The sequence below is a fragment of the Flavivirga rizhaonensis genome (genome assembly GCF_004791695.1).
Lineage (GTDB): Bacteria > Bacteroidota > Bacteroidia > Flavobacteriales > Flavobacteriaceae > Flavivirga > Flavivirga rizhaonensis.
In genome coordinates, this window is the sequence record NZ_SRSO01000026.1 from 35,798 (window position 1) to 51,997 (window position 16,200).

The 16,200-nt window shown below is 31.5% G+C and carries 16 protein-coding genes; 7 read left to right on the forward strand and 9 right to left on the reverse strand.

All coding sequences use genetic code 11. The features are described 5' to 3' along the window. The first annotated feature begins 38 nt into the window (after positions 1 to 38). The 3 genes from EM932_RS16335 (at position 39) to EM932_RS16345 (ending at position 4,263) form a co-directional block, all read left to right on the forward strand. A complete protein-coding gene (locus EM932_RS16335; protein ID WP_135878276.1) occupies positions 39 to 662 on the forward strand; it encodes a hypothetical protein in 624 nt (207 codons plus the stop codon). 236 nt (positions 663 to 898) lie between these two features. Then, complete coding sequence (gene secDF, locus EM932_RS16340) at positions 899 to 3,889, forward strand: protein translocase subunit SecDF (protein ID WP_135878277.1); 2,991 nt, start codon at positions 899 to 901, stop codon at positions 3,887 to 3,889. A gap of 143 nt (positions 3,890 to 4,032) precedes the next feature. Continuing rightward, a complete protein-coding gene (locus tag EM932_RS16345; protein WP_135878278.1) occupies positions 4,033 to 4,263 on the forward strand; it encodes a hypothetical protein in 231 nt (76 codons plus the stop codon). Between the two features lie 404 nt (positions 4,264 to 4,667). On the opposite strand, the gene EM932_RS16350 is transcribed toward EM932_RS16345, so the two are convergent. From EM932_RS16350 to rsfS, 6 genes are all read right to left on the reverse strand, one after another. Further along, on the reverse strand, positions 4,668 to 4,934 hold the full coding sequence (locus EM932_RS16350; RefSeq protein ID WP_135878279.1) for an acyl-CoA-binding protein: 267 nt from the start codon (positions 4,932 to 4,934) through the stop codon (positions 4,668 to 4,670). Beyond that, positions 4,934 to 5,584, reverse strand: a complete 651-nt coding sequence (locus tag EM932_RS16355; protein WP_135878280.1) for a phosphatidylserine decarboxylase family protein — start codon at positions 5,582 to 5,584, stop codon at positions 4,934 to 4,936. Before EM932_RS16355 ends, EM932_RS16350 begins: the two co-directional genes overlap by 1 nt. Further along, the gene (locus tag EM932_RS16360; protein WP_135878281.1) at positions 5,574 to 6,395 is read right to left on the reverse strand and encodes a phosphatidate cytidylyltransferase; all 822 of its coding nucleotides are present in this window, start codon (positions 6,393 to 6,395) and stop codon (positions 5,574 to 5,576) included. The genes EM932_RS16355 and EM932_RS16360 overlap by 11 nt, the downstream gene beginning before the upstream one ends. 1 nt (position 6,396) lies before the next feature. Then, positions 6,397 to 7,005, reverse strand: a complete 609-nt coding sequence (locus EM932_RS16365; RefSeq protein WP_135878282.1) for an LUD domain-containing protein — start codon at positions 7,003 to 7,005, stop codon at positions 6,397 to 6,399. 121 nt (positions 7,006 to 7,126) lie between these two features. Then, positions 7,127 to 9,070 carry an ATP-dependent zinc metalloprotease FtsH gene (gene ftsH, locus EM932_RS16370; protein ID WP_135878283.1) on the reverse strand — a complete coding sequence of 648 codons (1,944 nt, stop codon included), beginning with the start codon at positions 9,068 to 9,070 and terminating at the stop codon, positions 7,127 to 7,129. Positions 9,071 to 9,079: 9 nt separating this feature from the next. Beyond that, a complete protein-coding gene (rsfS, locus tag EM932_RS16375; protein ID WP_135878284.1) occupies positions 9,080 to 9,451 on the reverse strand; it encodes a ribosome silencing factor in 372 nt (123 codons plus the stop codon). Between the two features lie 93 nt (positions 9,452 to 9,544). On the opposite strand from rsfS, the gene EM932_RS16380 reads away from it, so the two are divergent. Next, complete coding sequence (locus EM932_RS16380; protein WP_135878285.1) at positions 9,545 to 10,276, forward strand: biotin--[acetyl-CoA-carboxylase] ligase; 732 nt, start codon at positions 9,545 to 9,547, stop codon at positions 10,274 to 10,276. Here EM932_RS16380 and EM932_RS16385 read toward each other — a convergent pair. Further along, entirely contained in the window at positions 10,273 to 10,668 is a 396-nt protein-coding gene (locus tag EM932_RS16385) for an SRPBCC family protein (protein ID WP_135878286.1), read from the reverse strand. The two genes, EM932_RS16380 and EM932_RS16385, sit on opposite strands and share 4 nt — an antisense overlap. Positions 10,669 to 10,693: 25 nt before the next feature. Continuing rightward, complete coding sequence (gene pyrE / locus EM932_RS16390) at positions 10,694 to 11,338, reverse strand: orotate phosphoribosyltransferase (RefSeq protein ID WP_135878287.1); 645 nt, start codon at positions 11,336 to 11,338, stop codon at positions 10,694 to 10,696. A gap of 131 nt (positions 11,339 to 11,469) precedes the next feature. Between pyrE and EM932_RS16395 the strand changes: the two genes are divergently transcribed. Then, positions 11,470 to 12,051 carry an NUDIX hydrolase gene (locus EM932_RS16395; protein WP_135878288.1) on the forward strand — a complete coding sequence of 194 codons (582 nt, stop codon included), beginning with the start codon at positions 11,470 to 11,472 and terminating at the stop codon, positions 12,049 to 12,051. A 122-nt stretch (positions 12,052 to 12,173) separates the two neighbouring features. On the opposite strand, the gene EM932_RS16400 is transcribed toward EM932_RS16395, so the two are convergent. Further along, positions 12,174 to 13,922: a M14 family metallopeptidase gene (locus tag EM932_RS16400; RefSeq protein WP_135878289.1), complete on the reverse strand. Its 1,749-nt coding sequence runs from the start codon at positions 13,920 to 13,922 to the stop codon at positions 12,174 to 12,176. 164 nt (positions 13,923 to 14,086) lie between these two features. On the opposite strand from EM932_RS16400, the gene EM932_RS16405 reads away from it, so the two are divergent. Beyond that, positions 14,087 to 14,452 (forward strand): hypothetical protein, encoded by a 366-nt coding sequence (locus EM932_RS16405; protein WP_135878290.1) that lies wholly within the window; start codon positions 14,087 to 14,089, stop codon positions 14,450 to 14,452. A 116-nt stretch (positions 14,453 to 14,568) separates the two neighbouring features. Further along, positions 14,569 to 16,182, forward strand: a complete 1,614-nt coding sequence (locus EM932_RS16410) for a SulP family inorganic anion transporter (protein WP_135878291.1) — start codon at positions 14,569 to 14,571, stop codon at positions 16,180 to 16,182. The last annotated feature ends 18 nt before the right edge of the window (positions 16,183 to 16,200 follow it).

Genomic DNA, 16,200 nt, shown 5'->3' on the forward strand with positions numbered 1-16,200 from the left:
GTGCTACATGTAACAATTAAAACAGTAGATAAACACGCATGAAAGCGAAATGGTACTTTAGTACTTTAGTGATTGCACTTACTTTATTAGGTGTTTGCCAAAAGCAAATTTCTGTACCCAATCAGGAAATTGTTATGGAATTTGTTTATGAAGAGGTGACATCAGACGAAGTTCAGGATGCCATTGCAGTTGTAAAGAAACAATTGCAAACTTTAGGAATAGATAACATACAGGTAGGAGAAAAAGAAGATGGGAGATTAAAAATTACGTATTACAGTGATGTTAATGCAGCTAGTATAAAAAAGATTCTTTCTAAAGAGAAAAAGTTAGCACTTGATTATACATCCTATAACCATGGTGAAGAGGATTCCAAACTTCCTTCTAACGAAAATAAAAACAGTTATAATTTAGACGTATATGAAATCCAAAAGGGTGTAGATGGCGAATCTGACTTAAATGGAACATATGTTGTCGAATTAAAACACGAATACGATCGATTTTCTAGCCCTAATTTTTACATAAGTAGAATAGATATTAGTGAAGAAGATAGGATTGTTAAAATAGCCTATAAAGTACGTAGGCATATTGCAATTGCAATAGATGACATGTCTCATAGTGTCCCTGATGTTAGGGCGGGACCAGTACCTTTAGGTAATTCTTGATCTTAAATAATGCTTTTTTACTTTTTCAGATATGGGTATATATCTTTAGAAAAGAAAATATAATTTTAAAAGCATTTCCCAAAAAACAAAAAAATGTTACAAGACTTTGGTTTTTTTCACACATTTGAAAAAGCAACAAAAGGTCTTACCAGAATCACAAAAAAATAATTGTCAAATTATAGAGCAAACTATGTAGTAGTTCGTTTTAGAAAATTTGACCATAAAATAATAGAAGAATGCAAAATAAAGGATTAGTAAAACTATTTGCTATTTTATTTGGATTGGTAAGTATTTATCAATTATCGTTTACATTTAAAGCAAGTCAAATAGAAAATAGTGCAGAGGAGATAGCAATTAATAAAATTCCCGAAACGGAAGATGATTATCGCGCTAAGAGGAGCTTAGAAGAAGTTAATTATTTAGAGTCTATTGCAACCGATACCGTTTTTAACTTAGGTATTGGTAAATTCACTTACAATGAAGTAAAAGAAAAATCGATGCCTTTAGGTCTAGACCTTAAAGGAGGGGTTAGTGTAACATTACAAATTTCTGTAAGAGATATATTAGAAGGCTTAGCAAATAAAAGTAAAGACCCAGTATTTAATAAAGCATTAGATGATGCAGAAGAGTTTCAAAAAGATGCACAAGAATCTTATTTGGAATCTTTTTACAGAGCTTTTGATCTTATTAAAGGAGATACAAAATTAGCATCACCAGATATTTTTTATACAAAAGATTTAGATGGCGAAATTAATAGTAATATGTCTGATGATGAGGCTAAACAAGTTATTGAAAGAAAAGTAGATGAATCTATCGTTTCAGCTTTTGAAGTATTACGTAAACGTATTGATGAATTTGGTGTAACACAACCAACTATTCAACGTCTCGGTAATTCAGGTCGTATTTTAGTTGAGTTACCGGGTGTTAAAGATAAAGAGCGTGCTATTAAATTATTACAAAATACAGCACAATTAGAGTTTTGGGATGCTTATAAAGGAGAGCAATTCTTTGGTTTTTTAGCACAAGCTAACGAACTTTTAAAAGAATCTGTAAAACCTGAAATTGCAAAAGAAGAACAAGAGCCTCAAGACGGAGAGACTACTGAAGATGATACTATTGATGATCTTTTAGGAGATGCAACAACAGATTCTACAGCGGTAGCATCTGAAAACAATCCTATTTTAGATTTATTCAGAGGTCAAGGTTATCAAGGAGGTCCAGTAATTGGAAGATTCGAACTTAAAGATAAAGAAATACTTCTTGATTATTTAAACAGACCAGAAGTAAGAGCGTTATTACCAGCAGAACAACGTTATGCTAAATTCGTTTTTGGAAAACCGGAAAAAGATAGTGAAATAGTTGATTTATATGCTTTAATAGGAAATAGAGATAACACACCGCCATTAAGTGGAGCTGTTATTGTAGATGCTCGTAATCAATTTGACGCTTCAAACAGATCTGAAGTTTCTATGCAAATGAATGCAAAAGGAGCTAAGATATGGGAAGACATGACTGGTAAAGCATATGCACAACAAAGTCAAATAGCCATTGTTTTAGATGATATTGTATATTCTGCACCAGGTGTTACAACTGGACCTATTGCTGGGGGAAACTCCTCAATTTCTGGAAATTTTACATTAAATGAAGCAGTCGATTTAGCAAACGTATTACGCGCAGGTAAATTACCAGCTTCTGCTGATATTATTCAAAGTGAAGTTGTTGGTCCATCGCTTGGTCAAGAGGCAATTGATAGTGGTACAATGTCATTCTTAATAGCATTGGCATTAGTATTAATATGGATGGTATTTTATTATGGTAAAGCTGGTGGGGTTGCAGATGTAGCTATGTTGTTAAATATCTTATTAATCTTTGGTATTTTATCAGGGCTAGGAGCTGTGTTAACATTACCAGGTATTGCAGGTATCGTATTAACAATAGGTATGTCGGTAGATGCAAACGTGCTTATCTTCGAGCGTATCCGAGAAGAACTAACGAAAGGAAAAGGCCAAAAAGAGGCTATTAAAGATGGTTTTAGTAATGCATTATCTTCTATCTTAGATGCTAACATTACTACTGGTTTAACAGCATTAATTTTATTCATATTTGGTTCAGGACCAATTAAAGGATTTGCTACTACTTTATTAATAGGTATAGGTACTTCTTTATTTACAGCTATATTTATTACTAGATTGTTAATTGACTGGTATGCAAATAAGAATGGTAAATTAGATTTTTCTACAGCAGTAACAAAAAATCTTTTCAGAAACATAAATATTGAATTCTTACAGAAACGTAAAATAGCTTACATTATTTCTGGAGCTTTCATTTTGTTGAGTTTAGGATCCTTGTTTACAAATAGTTTAGATCAAGGTGTTGACTTTGTTGGAGGTAGAACATATCAAGTACGTTTTGCACAAGATGTCAGTGCTTCAGAAATCACAAATACCTTATCAAAACCAGACGTTTTTGGTAGTGCAGCTGCAAAAACTCTTGGAGATGCTAATCAGTTAAAAATTACGACTAAATATAAAGTAAATGAAACAGGTGCTGAGGTTGATGAAGCTATTAGGAAATCATTATTTGAAGCCTTACAGCCCCATTTAGATGGTATGTCTTATGACGATTTTATTAGTGATTCTGATTCTAAGACTGTTGGTTTAATGAAATATGATAAAGTAAGTCCAACCATTGCAGATGATATTAAACAAGCGTCATTCTGGGCGATTTTAGGATCTTTAATAGTTGTATTCCTTTATATATTAATTCGTTTTAAAAGATGGCAATTCTCTTTAGGGGCAGTAGCAGCAGTATTCCATGATGTATTAATTGTATTAGGAATATTCTCTTTAACATATAAGTTTATGCCATTTAATATGGAAATAGACCAAGCGTTCATTGCAGCTATATTAACAGTTATTGGTTACTCACTAAATGATACCGTGGTTGTATTTGATAGAATTCGTGAATTCTTTAATGATCATGCTAATTGGGAGTTTAACCGTGTTGTGAATGTATCGCTTAGTAGCACCTTAAGTAGAACATTAAATACGTCGTTAACAACGTTAGTAGTGTTATTGGCCATCTTTATTTTTGGTGGAGATTCTATTAGAGGCTTTATGTTTGCCTTAATAGTTGGTGTAATAGTAGGAACCTATTCGTCTTTATTTATTGCAACACCAATCATGTATGATTCAGTTCAAAAACTAGAAGATAAGAAGAAGAAATAAACTAACTCAAACTATTTTTCTTCGTAATGAGCCTGTCAGCATTTTGTTGATGGGCTTTTTATTTGTCATTTCTGCGATTTATGCTGAACTCGTTTCAATCAGATTAAGGCGAAGAAGAATTACGTTTTCAATGGAATAAAAATATGAAACGTTGGGCGAAACCAGATGTCACTATTTTTGACGAAACAGATATTCGCTTTACTACTAAAAATGATGTACTTTATGCTATTCAGTTAGCGATACCTAAAAACGGAATAACTAAAATTAAATTTTTAGGAACAAACAATATTCCAAGGTCCATTAAAAAAATAGAAAAGATCGAATTGGTGGGTCATGGAAAAGTACCTTTTAAATGTTTTGATGATAGAATATAAATTAAGTTATCTAATACATTACCAAATCTAACAGCTTTAGTTTTTAAGGTTAGCATTAAAGGTGAATTGAAAAAAGTACTGCACAAAGGCAATAGATAGTATTTACCTTTATAGAGGATTTGTGTTTTATGTTAGAGGTTGGTTGCTATAAAGAAAATAGACTGTCAGTCACGTTACAGAAAGGATTTTGTTTTGACAAACTCTACTATAATTATATTTGTCATATTGACGCTAGGAGATATCGTATCATATTGGTTTTTTAGAGGTCAATATTGCAAGATTTACCTCGTTTTTCTTTTTTTTGAAATTTAATCGAAAAGAATTCTCCGAGGCTCTGCCTCCGAGGATAGTTCGGTTCGTTTTAAGAAATTCTTTATTACCTAGTTAGCTTGCCTTGAAGTAGTTTATTCTCTATACAAAAAATAGCTATTCACTAATTCTATATACATGCGTTTTGCTTCATCCTCACTAATGTTTTTAGCTTGAAACAATGCATTAGTTTTAAAAGCATTAATTATAGGTTTCTTGCTTTTTGGTCTACCATAGTCGTTAGTAGCTTTTTTATAGTAGGCATAAAGCTTTAAAAGCGTATCAGCAGGAAAAGGTTCTGTATGCGCATTTACTCTATTAACGGCATTTTGGAATTCTATGTCTAAATCTTTATCTGTCATTAAACTTCGGCGATAACACTTTCACCACCGCGAACTTTTTGATTAAGCTGTACTTTAATATTAGTATCTAAAGGTAAATATAAATCCACTCTGGAACCAAATTTTATAAAGCCTGAGTCTTCCCCTTGTAACGCTTTATCATTTAGCTTAGCATAGTTTACAATACGCTTTGCTAAAGCACCTGCGATTTGCCTGTATAGGACTTTGCCATAAGTCTCATTTTCTACAACAACTGTAGTACGTTCGTTTTCTTCACTTGCTTTAGGATGCCATGCCACTAAATATTTGCCTGGATGGTATTTACTAAAAATAACATTGCCACTAATAGGATAACGGGTAACATGGACGTTTATTGGAGACATAAACACACTTACTTGCAAGCGTTTTTCTTTGAAGTATTCCTTTTCAAACACTTCTTCAATAACAACAACTTTTCCATCAACAGGAGAAACTACTTGTTTACTATTTAAAGATGTATGACGCTTAGGGTTTCTAAAAAATTGAAGGATGAGTATTAAAAACGCTAGAAGAGCAACTAAAATAAGTATTCTTAGCCATCCAATTTCAATAAAATTGTCGACCAATAAAAAGGATGCAATAATAAAGATAAAAGTTATAAGTATAATTTTATGGCCTTCCTTATGAAACATATTGTAAAATTCTTAAAAATAAATATATAAATGGAGCTGCAAAAATGATACTGTCTAGTCGATCTAATAATCCACCATGCCCAGGCATAATTACACCGCTATCTTTAACGTTAGCTTGTCTTTTAAACTTAGACTCTGTTAAGTCTCCTAAAGTTCCAAATACACTAATAATAATACTTAAAATTAGCCAATTTGTAAAACCCAATATTTCTGTAAAGGTAGCAATAAAATAGCTTGCCACGCACGAAAAAAATAAACCACCAAGAAAACCCTCTACTGTTTTTTTGGGAGAAATCTTTTCAAAAAGTTTTTGCCTTCCAAAGTTTTTACCAACTAAAAAAGCGAATGTATCATTCACCCAAACTAAAATAAAAGATCCTAATAATATATTTGGATTATAGTTTTCATGGTAATTTGCAATTAAGATTAAGAATACAAACGCACTTGATAAATAGAATGTTGTGAGAATAAATCGCTTTGAAGCAAAAAGAGGAATTATTTTTTCTGAAAATAGATCTTTTATTAAAAACAACTCAACAAAAATGGTAACCACCATAAGTATTTGAGTAGCTTCATCTAATCCAGTATCAGTATTTAATACAGATTGCCAATAACCGAAAATAGCATAAAGTATAATAAAAATAATGTAAGGAATGTAGCTTTTAAGTTGAATGAGTTTTTTAAACTCTCCCATGCAAACTAAACCGAAAATAAAAAACACAGCGATTAACAACTGTTCATAATTCAAGGATAGAATTAATAATAAGACATAGAGTAGCCCAGAAAATGACCGAATAAGAATTTCTTTCATTCTATAAATCTTCTAAAAGTAGTAGGTATAGATTTTTTGCACTGCTACCATAACTTAGAAAATCTTTTTCATCACCAGATTTAAAATGTTTTATGGTTGTAATATTAGTTGGGATTTTTTGCCTGTTTTTAGATTTTATTCCGCGTAAACCTTCCCCAATGTTTTCAACAATTTGACTTGTAGTAGCAAATACAATAAAGTTTACAGATAATTCAGGAAGTTTCTTTTCGAAAATTTGTTTTGAAGTGATGAGTAATGATCCATCATTAGCAATAAGATTTTCGCATGTTGTTAAAAAAAAAGTTGATTCACTTATCTTGTTTGTTTCTTTGAGATTAGAGTTTTTGAATTTACTTTTTAAATTCTCATCAAATAATAAAACCTTTTTTTCTTTCCAGTTGTTTTCTTCAAGAATATGGTCTAAATTAAAAAAGACTTCGTTTAAATTCTCACAATACAAGAACTTACCGCCATTAGCTTTAAAGTTTATAGTAAACCTTTCGTCTATTGGCAGTTTTATTTCCGGCATGTATTTACCTCTATCGTCAGATTTTAATTCTTCACCTGACTGTTCAGATTTTGAACGAAAAATTTTTCTAAAAAGACTCATTTAAGTGGTTGCTATTAATAGAATTCTTTTTGAGGTTTATCAAATATAAAAAATCTTAAATTAACCATACGATTAATTTAAGATTTTTACTGAAAGCTTAACAAAAATATATGTTAATAAGCTATTTGTCTAAGTTTTCACGTTCTTCTTTTTCAAAAGCGCGTTCTCCAAATATTTTTTCAAGATTATCTTTAAAGATAACTTCTTTTTCAAGAAGAACTTCGGCAAGCTCTGTTAATTTATCTTTATTATCTTCAAGTAATTTGATAGCTCGTTGGTATTGTTTTTCAATAATATCTGAAATTTCTTTGTCAATCAATTCTGCTGTTTGTTCACTATAAGGTTTTGTGAAGCCATATTCGTTTTGTCCAGAAGAATCGTAGTAAGTTAAATTTCCAATTTTATCGCTTAACCCATATATGGTGACCATGGCTCTGGCTTGTTTAGTTACTTTTTCTAAATCACTAAGCGCACCGGTAGATATTTTATCAAAAATTACTTTTTCTGCAGCGCGGCCTCCTAGAGCAGCACACATTTCATCTAGCATTTGTTCTGGTCTAACAATTAAACGTTCTTCTGGTAAATACCATGCGGCTCCTAACGAACGGCCACGAGGAACGATTGTTACTTTTACCAAAGGAGCAGCATGTTCAAGCATCCAGCTTACAGTGGCATGACCAGCTTCATGATAGGCAACGGCCTTTTTCTCGCTTGGTGTTATAATTTTATTTTTCTTTTCTAATCCTCCAATAATTCTGTCTACAGCATCAAGAAAATCTTGCTTATCAACTGCTTTCTTGCCATTTCTGGCAGCAATTAGAGCAGCTTCGTTACAAACATTTGCAATATCTGCTCCAGAGAACCCAGGGGTTTGTTTTGATAAGAAATCAGTGTCTAAATCTTTAGCCTTTTTTAAAGGCCTTAAATGCACTTCAAAAATTTCTTTACGTTCACGGATATCTGGCAAATCAACAAAAATTTGTCTGTCAAAACGTCCAGCACGCATTAATGCTTTATCTAAAATATCAGCTCTATTGGTAGCTGCAATTACGATAACGTTCGTATTTGTACCAAAACCGTCCATTTCTGTTAATAATTGATTTAGTGTATTTTCACGCTCATCATTGCTTCCAGACATAGCATTTTTACCTCTGGCACGACCAATAGCATCTATTTCATCTATAAAAATAATGGAAGGTGATTTTTCTTTGGCTTGTTTAAATAAATCTCGAACACGAGAAGCACCAACACCAACAAACATTTCAACAAAATCTGAACCTGATAATGAGAAGAAAGGTACCTTGGCTTCACCCGCAACGGCTCTGGCTAATAAAGTCTTTCCTGTTCCTGGAGGGCCTACAAGTAAAGCACCTTTTGGAATTTTACCACCTAGTGTTGTATATTTTTCTGGGAATTTAAGGAAATCTACAATCTCTTGAACTTCTTCTTTAGCACCTTCTAAACCGGCAACATCTTTGAATGTTGTTTTTACTTCGGTATTCTGGTCAAAAAGTTTTGCTTTAGATTTTCCGATATTAAAAATCTGTCCACCTGCACCACCACCTGCACCACCAGACATACGTCTCATGATAAAAATCCAAACACCAATAAGTAAAATAAAAGGGAGTATACCCATTAAAAGATTGCCCCAATCATTGGTTTCGGTATCAAAGGTTATGACAGGTTTAACCGCTAAATCTTTTGTAAGTTCGTTTAAACGATTCTCAAAATTTTGAAGATCACCAAATTCAAACTTATAGTTTGGTAGTTTTGTAGCAGAAGGGATAAGTGTTGTTGGCTTCGAGTTTTTATGAACTTCTTTCGCCTCAGCATCTTTAGTTAAATAAACTCTAGCTACGCGTGTATTCTTTACAATATCAACTTTTTCAACGTCACCATCTTCTAAAAACCTAAAAAAGTCTGAAGGCGTGGTCATGTTGCCATCTTGATAGCTTCCATTGCTAAATAATTGGAAGCCTAAGAAAACAGCTATTAATATTCCATAAATCCAGTATGGACTAAATTTTGGTTTTTTATCTTTTAAATTTTTTTTATCGTTTGCCATCTGATTTTTTTAGTAGCTGGTTTCTATAACTGTTGTTTTTGCATCTCCCCAAAGACTTTCAATATCGTAATACTCTCTAATGTGTTTTTGAAATACATGTACTACCACATTTACATAATCTATTAATACCCACTCGGCATTATCGACTCCTTCGGTATGCCAAGGATTGTCTTTAAGCTCTTTGCTTACTTTTTTTTGTATTGAATTGACTATGGCGTTTACTTGTGTGTTTGAAGTACCTTCACAAATTATAAAGTAATCACAAACCGTATTTTCAATCTTTCTTAAATCTAGGATATTTATTTTCTTACCTTTAACATCTTCAATGCCATTTATTATTATAGATATTAATTGGTCTGCGCTTATATTTTCTTTCGCCATTAATTTTATTTAATTTATGCAAAGTTATTATTTTTTTAGTTCTTTATACTTTAAAATAATCATAAGATTTTTTAGTGTCATAATAACTTCTATATGTTTATAGTCAAACTTAATGCCATCGATTCCACAAATAGCTATTTGCGAAAGCTTAGCGTCGATGAAACTATAGATGATTATACAACTGTTATAGCAAAAAAACAAACACGAGGACGCGGACAAATGGGAACGGTTTGGGATTCGCAAGCATCTAAAAATCTTACGTTTAGCGTTTTTAAAAATGTGTCTCAGTTATATTTAGAACATCCTTTTTATATAAGCGTTGTTACCTCTTTAGCTTTGTTGAAGACGTTACAACTTTTTTCAATTCCTCGATTAAGTGTGAAATGGCCAAACGACATTTTGTCAGAAAACAAAAAGATTTGCGGCATTTTAATTGAAAATGTCATAAAACAAAATAGTATTAAAGCCTCTGTTATTGGTATAGGTCTAAATGTAAATCAAACCAAATTTGAGAATTTACCCAAAGCCTCTTCTTTAAAAATTATATCTGGAAAAGTTTTTAATTTAGATGAAATAGTTCATGAAATTTTAAAAAACTTAAAACATTATTTTCTTCTTTTAGAAAAAGGAAATTATGATCTTTTAAAAAAGGACTATGAAGCTTATTTGTTTAGAAAAAATAAACCTTCAACATTTAAAGATGAAGAAGGTATTGTGTTTTCTGGTTTTATAAAAGGGATTTCCAAGTCTGGAAATCTTCAGGTTTTGTTAGAAGATGATATTATAAAAGAGTTTGATTTAAAAACGATTACCCTTTTATATTAAATAGCATTAGGAATACTTGTAGCAAGTGTTTCAATAAATTTACTAATAGGACTTTTTATCATCATCGCCATCATTGGATTAAATTCTCCAGTAAATTCTAATTGAACTTGGCTAGAAGTTTCGTCTATTTCAGTAATGTTTCCAATAAGAGAAAAATCTAATTTTCCACCAGCAGCTCCTAAAACTATTTTATTCGGTGCTATAGCTTCTTTCTTTTTAAGAACAATTTCTGGCATACCTTTTAAAGCAAATAAAAATTTGTCTTTTTCTAAAACTTCAAATTTACTAATATTTTCAGGCATTAAAGCTTCGAAATTTTTAACATCAGATAAAAAATCAAATACTTCTTGAGGGGATTTACCAACGTTAATTTTTGGAGATTCTAAATTCATTATTTTTATTTTAATAAAGGGTATATCAATTAGCGTTCCATTCTGTAGGATTGCTATTCCATTCAGATAATGTCTTTAATTCTTTTTCAGAAATATAATTTGTGTCTAAAGCTTGTTCCAATAAGCTTTCATAATTACTAAGTGTTTGTAGTTCAATTTGTTCCTTGTCGAAATTTTCGGTAGCAATATCAAAACCGTAAGTAAAAATGGCAATCATCCCCTTTACATTTATCTTAGCATCTTTTAAAGCTTTTACAGCATTTAAACTACTTTTTCCTGTGCTTATTAAATCTTCAACAACAACAACATTTTGTCCACCTTCAATAAAACCTTCTATTTGATTTTTTCTACCATGTCCTTTAGCATCAGGTCTTACATATATAAAAGGCAAACCTAAATAATCCGCAACTAGCATGCCTATACCAATAGCTCCAGTTGCAACACCAGCAATAGCATCTGGTTTACCATATTTATTTTCAATAAACTTACTCATTGTTTCACTAATATAATTTCGAATTAGCGGAAACGATAATACAATACGGTTATCACAATAAATAGGCGATTTCCATCCAGAAGCCCAAGTAAAAGGCTCTTTTGGACTAAGTTTTATAGCATTAATCTGTAGTAAAACTTCAGCAGTTTTTTTGGCGGTGTCTTTATTAAAAATCATGCAGGCAAAATTACGTATAAATTTAGATTTAACTATGAGTTGCTTAACGAATAAAAATATTTTTTTCAACAATGACTAGATTGCAACTAAAAATTATATTTTTACCATATTCTAATTGTTAGTTGTAAAGTATGTATAAAGTTTTTGTGGGGGACAAACCTATAATATTAACAACTAAAGTTGAACAAGAAGTCAACTTTAAAAACTATTTACTTGATACTGTAAATATTGGGAAAGTTATTAAGGAACTTAACACAACTTCTTTAAATGAAGTTCGGCTTATTCATAAAAATGAAGATAAACTTCTAAAAAAAACCTTAAAAAAATTGCCTAATGTAATAGCTGGTGGAGGTAAAGTATATAATAAGAATAATGATATCTTATTTATATTCAGAAATGATAAATGGGATTTGCCTAAAGGAAAGGTAGAAGGTAATGAAACTATTGAAAAAACAGCAATTCGGGAAGTGTCTGAAGAAACTGGAGTTGCTGGATTAGAGATTACAAAACCTTTAGAGACCACCTATCATATTTTTAAGCGTAACGGCAGACATAAGATAAAAATCACTTATTGGTTTGAAATGAAGACTAATTTTAATGGTAATTTATATGGACAAGAAGAAGAAGGAATTACCAAGGTTGAATGGTTAAACAAAAATCAAACTAAAGAAGCTCTTGCTAATTCTTATGCTAATATTAAGTTGCTGATTTAAAAATCATTAAATAGTCTTTGCTTAAATCGGTTATTATTTTGATTTACTGATGCCTAGATTTAAAATGGTAAGGTTGAAACTTATGTGAAAAAAAACTTAAGTAGTTTGTGACGCATTGTTGTTTAAAAAGGTATGTTTATCCTGTATACAGGATATTGCATATGAGCGTTTTCATAATGTTCACTTTGCTTGTGTATCCAATTTAATTGTTCATACCAATTATTATTGAATTCTTTAATGTCTTTTTTGCGAAGCTCAAAAGCTTCTCTTAGTTTAGGATTGTTGTTTAACAGTTCTAAAGCTTTGTCTTCCCATACATAAGGCGAGAACCCTTCTTTTTGCTGTAAAATGGAGTCAAAGAAGTTCCAGTTAAAAAAAGAATCTGGTGCTTCTGGTTCTAGAGTTTCTAATAAATACCTAAGAGCATACTGATGTGTATAAATAATATAATCACCTTTTGTGAAATGGACTTCTTTTTCGGTTTTAACAACCTTGGTATTATAATGCAGATAGTGGCCTTCATAAGGTGTTTTTCGAGTGTCATAATTGCTAATTTTATACAATTCAACTGCAATTATTGAATCTTTTTTAAGAGTAGTCATCTCTACTTGATTCAGTTTTAAAAGCTCAATAATATTATGCCAGCTTTTAGGTATTATATAAGCGCTAGGAACTTTAACTTCTAAACTAGGTTTAAAATAGTTTTGATAATTAACTTCTTTGGTGAATGGTCTATTTCTGTTGTATTTTAATCGGTTGGTTCCTGTTACTTCACTTGTAATTAGTTCACCTTCAAAACCTTTGAAATTTAAAACTGTAACTTTTGTTGTGTCTATTTCCCAAAGAAGAGGATAGGTTTTTCCATAGCCATCAAGGTTTTCTTTTAAATGAAGTCGCTTCTGTTGTATTTCAATATGGTCCTCTTCTATTACTTCAATCATACTTTTCATAAGTTCGTAAGTGCCTTCAACACGTTGTTTGTATGGTTTAAGCATATGGGTTTCTACCATTATGCCAAGTGTATTGAACAGTGTCGTGTAGCCTGTTGAATATCTAGGAGAATCCATAAATTGAGAAAAACCTTTTTCTGGAACTTCATTAAAAACATTAACATAAGGTGTAATATCCCATTTTTTTAATGCCAGTTTTTGTTCAAGTTTTGGCATCATACTATTATGGATATATTCACCTAAATCACCTCCTAATTTATTGTGTTGTGTAAATAAATGAGTAAGAGTATATTGGTAATCTGCACCATTACTTACATGGTTGTCAATAAAAACATCTGGTTTTACCAAATGAAAAATTTGAGTAAATGTCTTTGCATTTTTAGTATCACATTTAATGAAATCACGATTTAAATCATAGTTTCTTGCATTTCCCCTAAAACCATATTCTTTTGGTCCGTTTTGGTTGGTTCGGGTATTCGAATTTCTATTAAGGCTACCACCAATATTGTAAATAGGAATAGTTACCAATACGGTTTCTTTTGGGGTTTTAATTTTGCCCTGAACAATATCTCTGAAAAGTATCATCGTTGCATCAATACCATCACTTTCTCCAGGATGAATACCATTATTTATTAACAAAATACTTTTTTTATTCTTACGAACTTTCGAAAAATCGAATTCTTTATTTGGGTTAAGGGTTACTATGTGTAAAGGTTTACCCGAATCTGTTTCTCCTATAGTTTGTATAGAAATTTCTGAATACACTTCTGCCAAATGTGTATAAAACGCTATCATTTGTTGATACGTTGCTGTCTCTAATCCTTTCGATTTTTCGAAATGTGTTTCAAAATTATATGTTGGTTTTTTATTTGAATTAGTACAAGAAATGCAAAAAATTAGGGAGATAAATATTAACCTCATGTTTTAATAAATCTGGAATTATTCTATAAAGATATTCTTAAAAAATTTAAAATTAGAAAAAAATAACTAACTTACAGGTGTAGGTATTGCCCTTCGTTATTGTTGAAAAGGTGGTTTTTTGAAGTTTTTTGTATTTTTATTAATCTCTAAAAAATGATTTTATTATGAGAAATTATAAGTTATCTTTTGGTACTATTTTTATCATAAGAAACAATTTAGCAGAAATAATTGCTAATGAAGGGGTTTTAATGGACGAAATGAAGGTTGTTGAGCTTCACGATTTTTTATTAGATAAATTAGAAGCTCCGTTCTCGCTATTAGTCAATAAAAAGCACTCCTATAGCTATACATTTCAAGCCCAAAGAAAGATTGCTCATTTAAAAGGAATAAAAGCATTAGCGATCGTTATTGGTACTAGTGGTGCATTAATGTCTATTAAAACATTATTAAGTATTAATGGAAATACCAATAAGAATGTTAAATTATTTCAAGATAGGGAAGAAGCTTTAATGTGGGTTAATAAAAATTAATTCACTGATTTAAAGTGTTTTATTTAATATTTTTAGTATTGTTCTCTATCAAAATGAAGATTACTTATTGCTTCTCTGTATTTTAAGTGTAAATTTGCACCTTCAAAAAATAAGCCATGACAGAATTTATTAGAAAGCGCACAGCGAATGCTAAAAACGATATTTTAAGTGGAATAACAGTAGCTTTGGCTTTAGTACCAGAAGCTGTTGCTTTTGCGTTTGTAGCAGGTGTAGACCCATTAGTTGGTTTATATGCTGCTTTTATGATAGGCTTAATTACTGCTATTTTTGGTGGTCGTCCAGGTATGATTAGCGGTGCAACAGGTGCTTTGGCTGTGGTTATGGTAAGTTTAGTTGCAGAAGGAAATGCTTTTGGGGCAGAAGGAGAAAATCTTGGTCTTTATTACTTATTTGCTACGGTTATTTTAATGGGGGTTATACAAATGTTTGCAGGTGTTTTAAAACTTGGGAAATTTGTAAGATTGATTCCGCACCCAGTTATGATGGGATTTGTTAATGGATTAGCGATCGTGATTTTTTTAGCACAACTAAAAATGTTCAAGGATGTTAATGGTGATTGGTTTAGTGGGGCACAAATGTGGACTATGTTAGCTCTCGTAGTTTTAACTATGGGAATTATGTTTGGTTTACCTAAACTAACTAAAAAATTACCGGAAGCTTTAGTTGCTATTTTAGTAGTCTCTGCTATTGCCATTTTTGGTAATTTTGATGTAGCAACCGTGGGTAGTTTTATTCGAGATGGAGGTGGTGAGGGTTTGAAAGGAGGCTTACCACAATTCCAAACAGAGATATTTAGTAAAGTGCCATTTAATTGGCAAACTATAAGATTTATTGGCCCTTATGCTTTAATATTAGCGGCTATAGGTTTAATCGAATCTTTAATGACATTAAACCTTGTTGACGAATTAACAGATACGCGAGGAAATACTAATAGAGAATGTATGGCGCAAGGAGGCGCAAATGTTATTACTGGGTTATTTGGTGGTATGGGAGGTTGTGCTATGATTGGGCAATCACTTATTAATATAAAAGGAGGTGGACGTGGTAGATTGTCTGGTATTGTTGCAGCACTAGCTTTATTAGCTTTTATTCTATTCGCATCTGGACTTATAGAACAAGTGCCAATTGCAGCTTTAGTAGGCGTTATGTTTATGGTTGTAATAGGTACGTTTGCCTGGAGTAGTTTTAGAATTTTAAATAAAATTCCAGTGACTGATGTTATTGTTTTAATAGCGGTGTCTGCGTTGACAGTTATTTTTGATTTAGCAGTTGCAGTAATAGCTGGTGTTATTATAAGTGCTTTAGTATTTTCTTGGGAAAATGCGAAACGTATTAGAGCCAGAAAACGTATGCGTGAAGATGGTACTAAAATATACGAAATTTGGGGACCTTTATTTTTTGGATCTATAATCGCTTTTAATGAAAAGTTTGATGTAAAAAATGATCCACAACAGGTAGAGGTAGATTTTGTAGAGTCGAGGATAAGTGATCATTCTGCTATAGAGGCTATTTTTAATTTAGTTAATAAGTATGAAGCAGAAGGAAAAACGATAAAGTTAAAGCACTTAAGTGAAGATTGTAAAATCTTATTATATAAGTCTAGTCCAAAATTTAGAGAAGTTATAGTAGAAGATATTGACGATCCACGTTATCATTTAGCCGAAAACCCAGAGGCATTTACCAAAGGGCTTTCAGAGTATAAGTTGTAGTATTGTTAGGAGTTAGGA

What these genes read in the sequence shown, in the direction of transcription:
- EM932_RS16360 (WP_135878281.1), bottom strand. Translation starts at nt 6,395, where the DNA reads ATGAAAGAAATTCTTATTCGGTCATTTTCTGGGCTACTCTATGTCTTA.
- EM932_RS16400 (WP_135878289.1), bottom strand. Translation starts at nt 13,922, where the DNA reads ATGAGGTTAATATTTATCTCCCTAATTTTTTGCATTTCTTGTACTAAT.
- secDF (WP_135878277.1), top strand. Translation starts at nt 899, where the DNA reads ATGCAAAATAAAGGATTAGTAAAACTATTTGCTATTTTATTTGGATTG.
- EM932_RS16355 (WP_135878280.1), bottom strand. Translation starts at nt 5,584, where the DNA reads ATGTTTCATAAGGAAGGCCATAAAATTATACTTATAACTTTTATCTTT.
- EM932_RS16395 (WP_135878288.1), top strand. Translation starts at nt 11,470, where the DNA reads ATGTATAAAGTTTTTGTGGGGGACAAACCTATAATATTAACAACTAAA.
- EM932_RS16350 (WP_135878279.1), bottom strand. Translation starts at nt 4,934, where the DNA reads ATGACAGATAAAGATTTAGACATAGAATTCCAAAATGCCGTTAATAGA.
- EM932_RS16335 (WP_135878276.1), top strand. Translation starts at nt 39, where the DNA reads ATGAAAGCGAAATGGTACTTTAGTACTTTAGTGATTGCACTTACTTTA.
- ftsH (WP_135878283.1), bottom strand. Translation starts at nt 9,070, where the DNA reads ATGGCAAACGATAAAAAAAATTTAAAAGATAAAAAACCAAAATTTAGT.
- EM932_RS16405 (WP_135878290.1), top strand. Translation starts at nt 14,087, where the DNA reads ATGAGAAATTATAAGTTATCTTTTGGTACTATTTTTATCATAAGAAAC.
- EM932_RS16410 (WP_135878291.1), top strand. Translation starts at nt 14,569, where the DNA reads ATGACAGAATTTATTAGAAAGCGCACAGCGAATGCTAAAAACGATATT.
- rsfS (WP_135878284.1), bottom strand. Translation starts at nt 9,451, where the DNA reads ATGGCGAAAGAAAATATAAGCGCAGACCAATTAATATCTATAATAATA.
- pyrE (WP_135878287.1), bottom strand. Translation starts at nt 11,338, where the DNA reads ATGATTTTTAATAAAGACACCGCCAAAAAAACTGCTGAAGTTTTACTA.
- EM932_RS16385 (WP_135878286.1), bottom strand. Translation starts at nt 10,668, where the DNA reads ATGAATTTAGAATCTCCAAAAATTAACGTTGGTAAATCCCCTCAAGAA.
- EM932_RS16365 (WP_135878282.1), bottom strand. Translation starts at nt 7,005, where the DNA reads ATGAGTCTTTTTAGAAAAATTTTTCGTTCAAAATCTGAACAGTCAGGT.
- EM932_RS16345 (WP_135878278.1), top strand. Translation starts at nt 4,033, where the DNA reads ATGAAACGTTGGGCGAAACCAGATGTCACTATTTTTGACGAAACAGAT.
- EM932_RS16380 (WP_135878285.1), top strand. Translation starts at nt 9,545, where the DNA reads ATGTTTATAGTCAAACTTAATGCCATCGATTCCACAAATAGCTATTTG.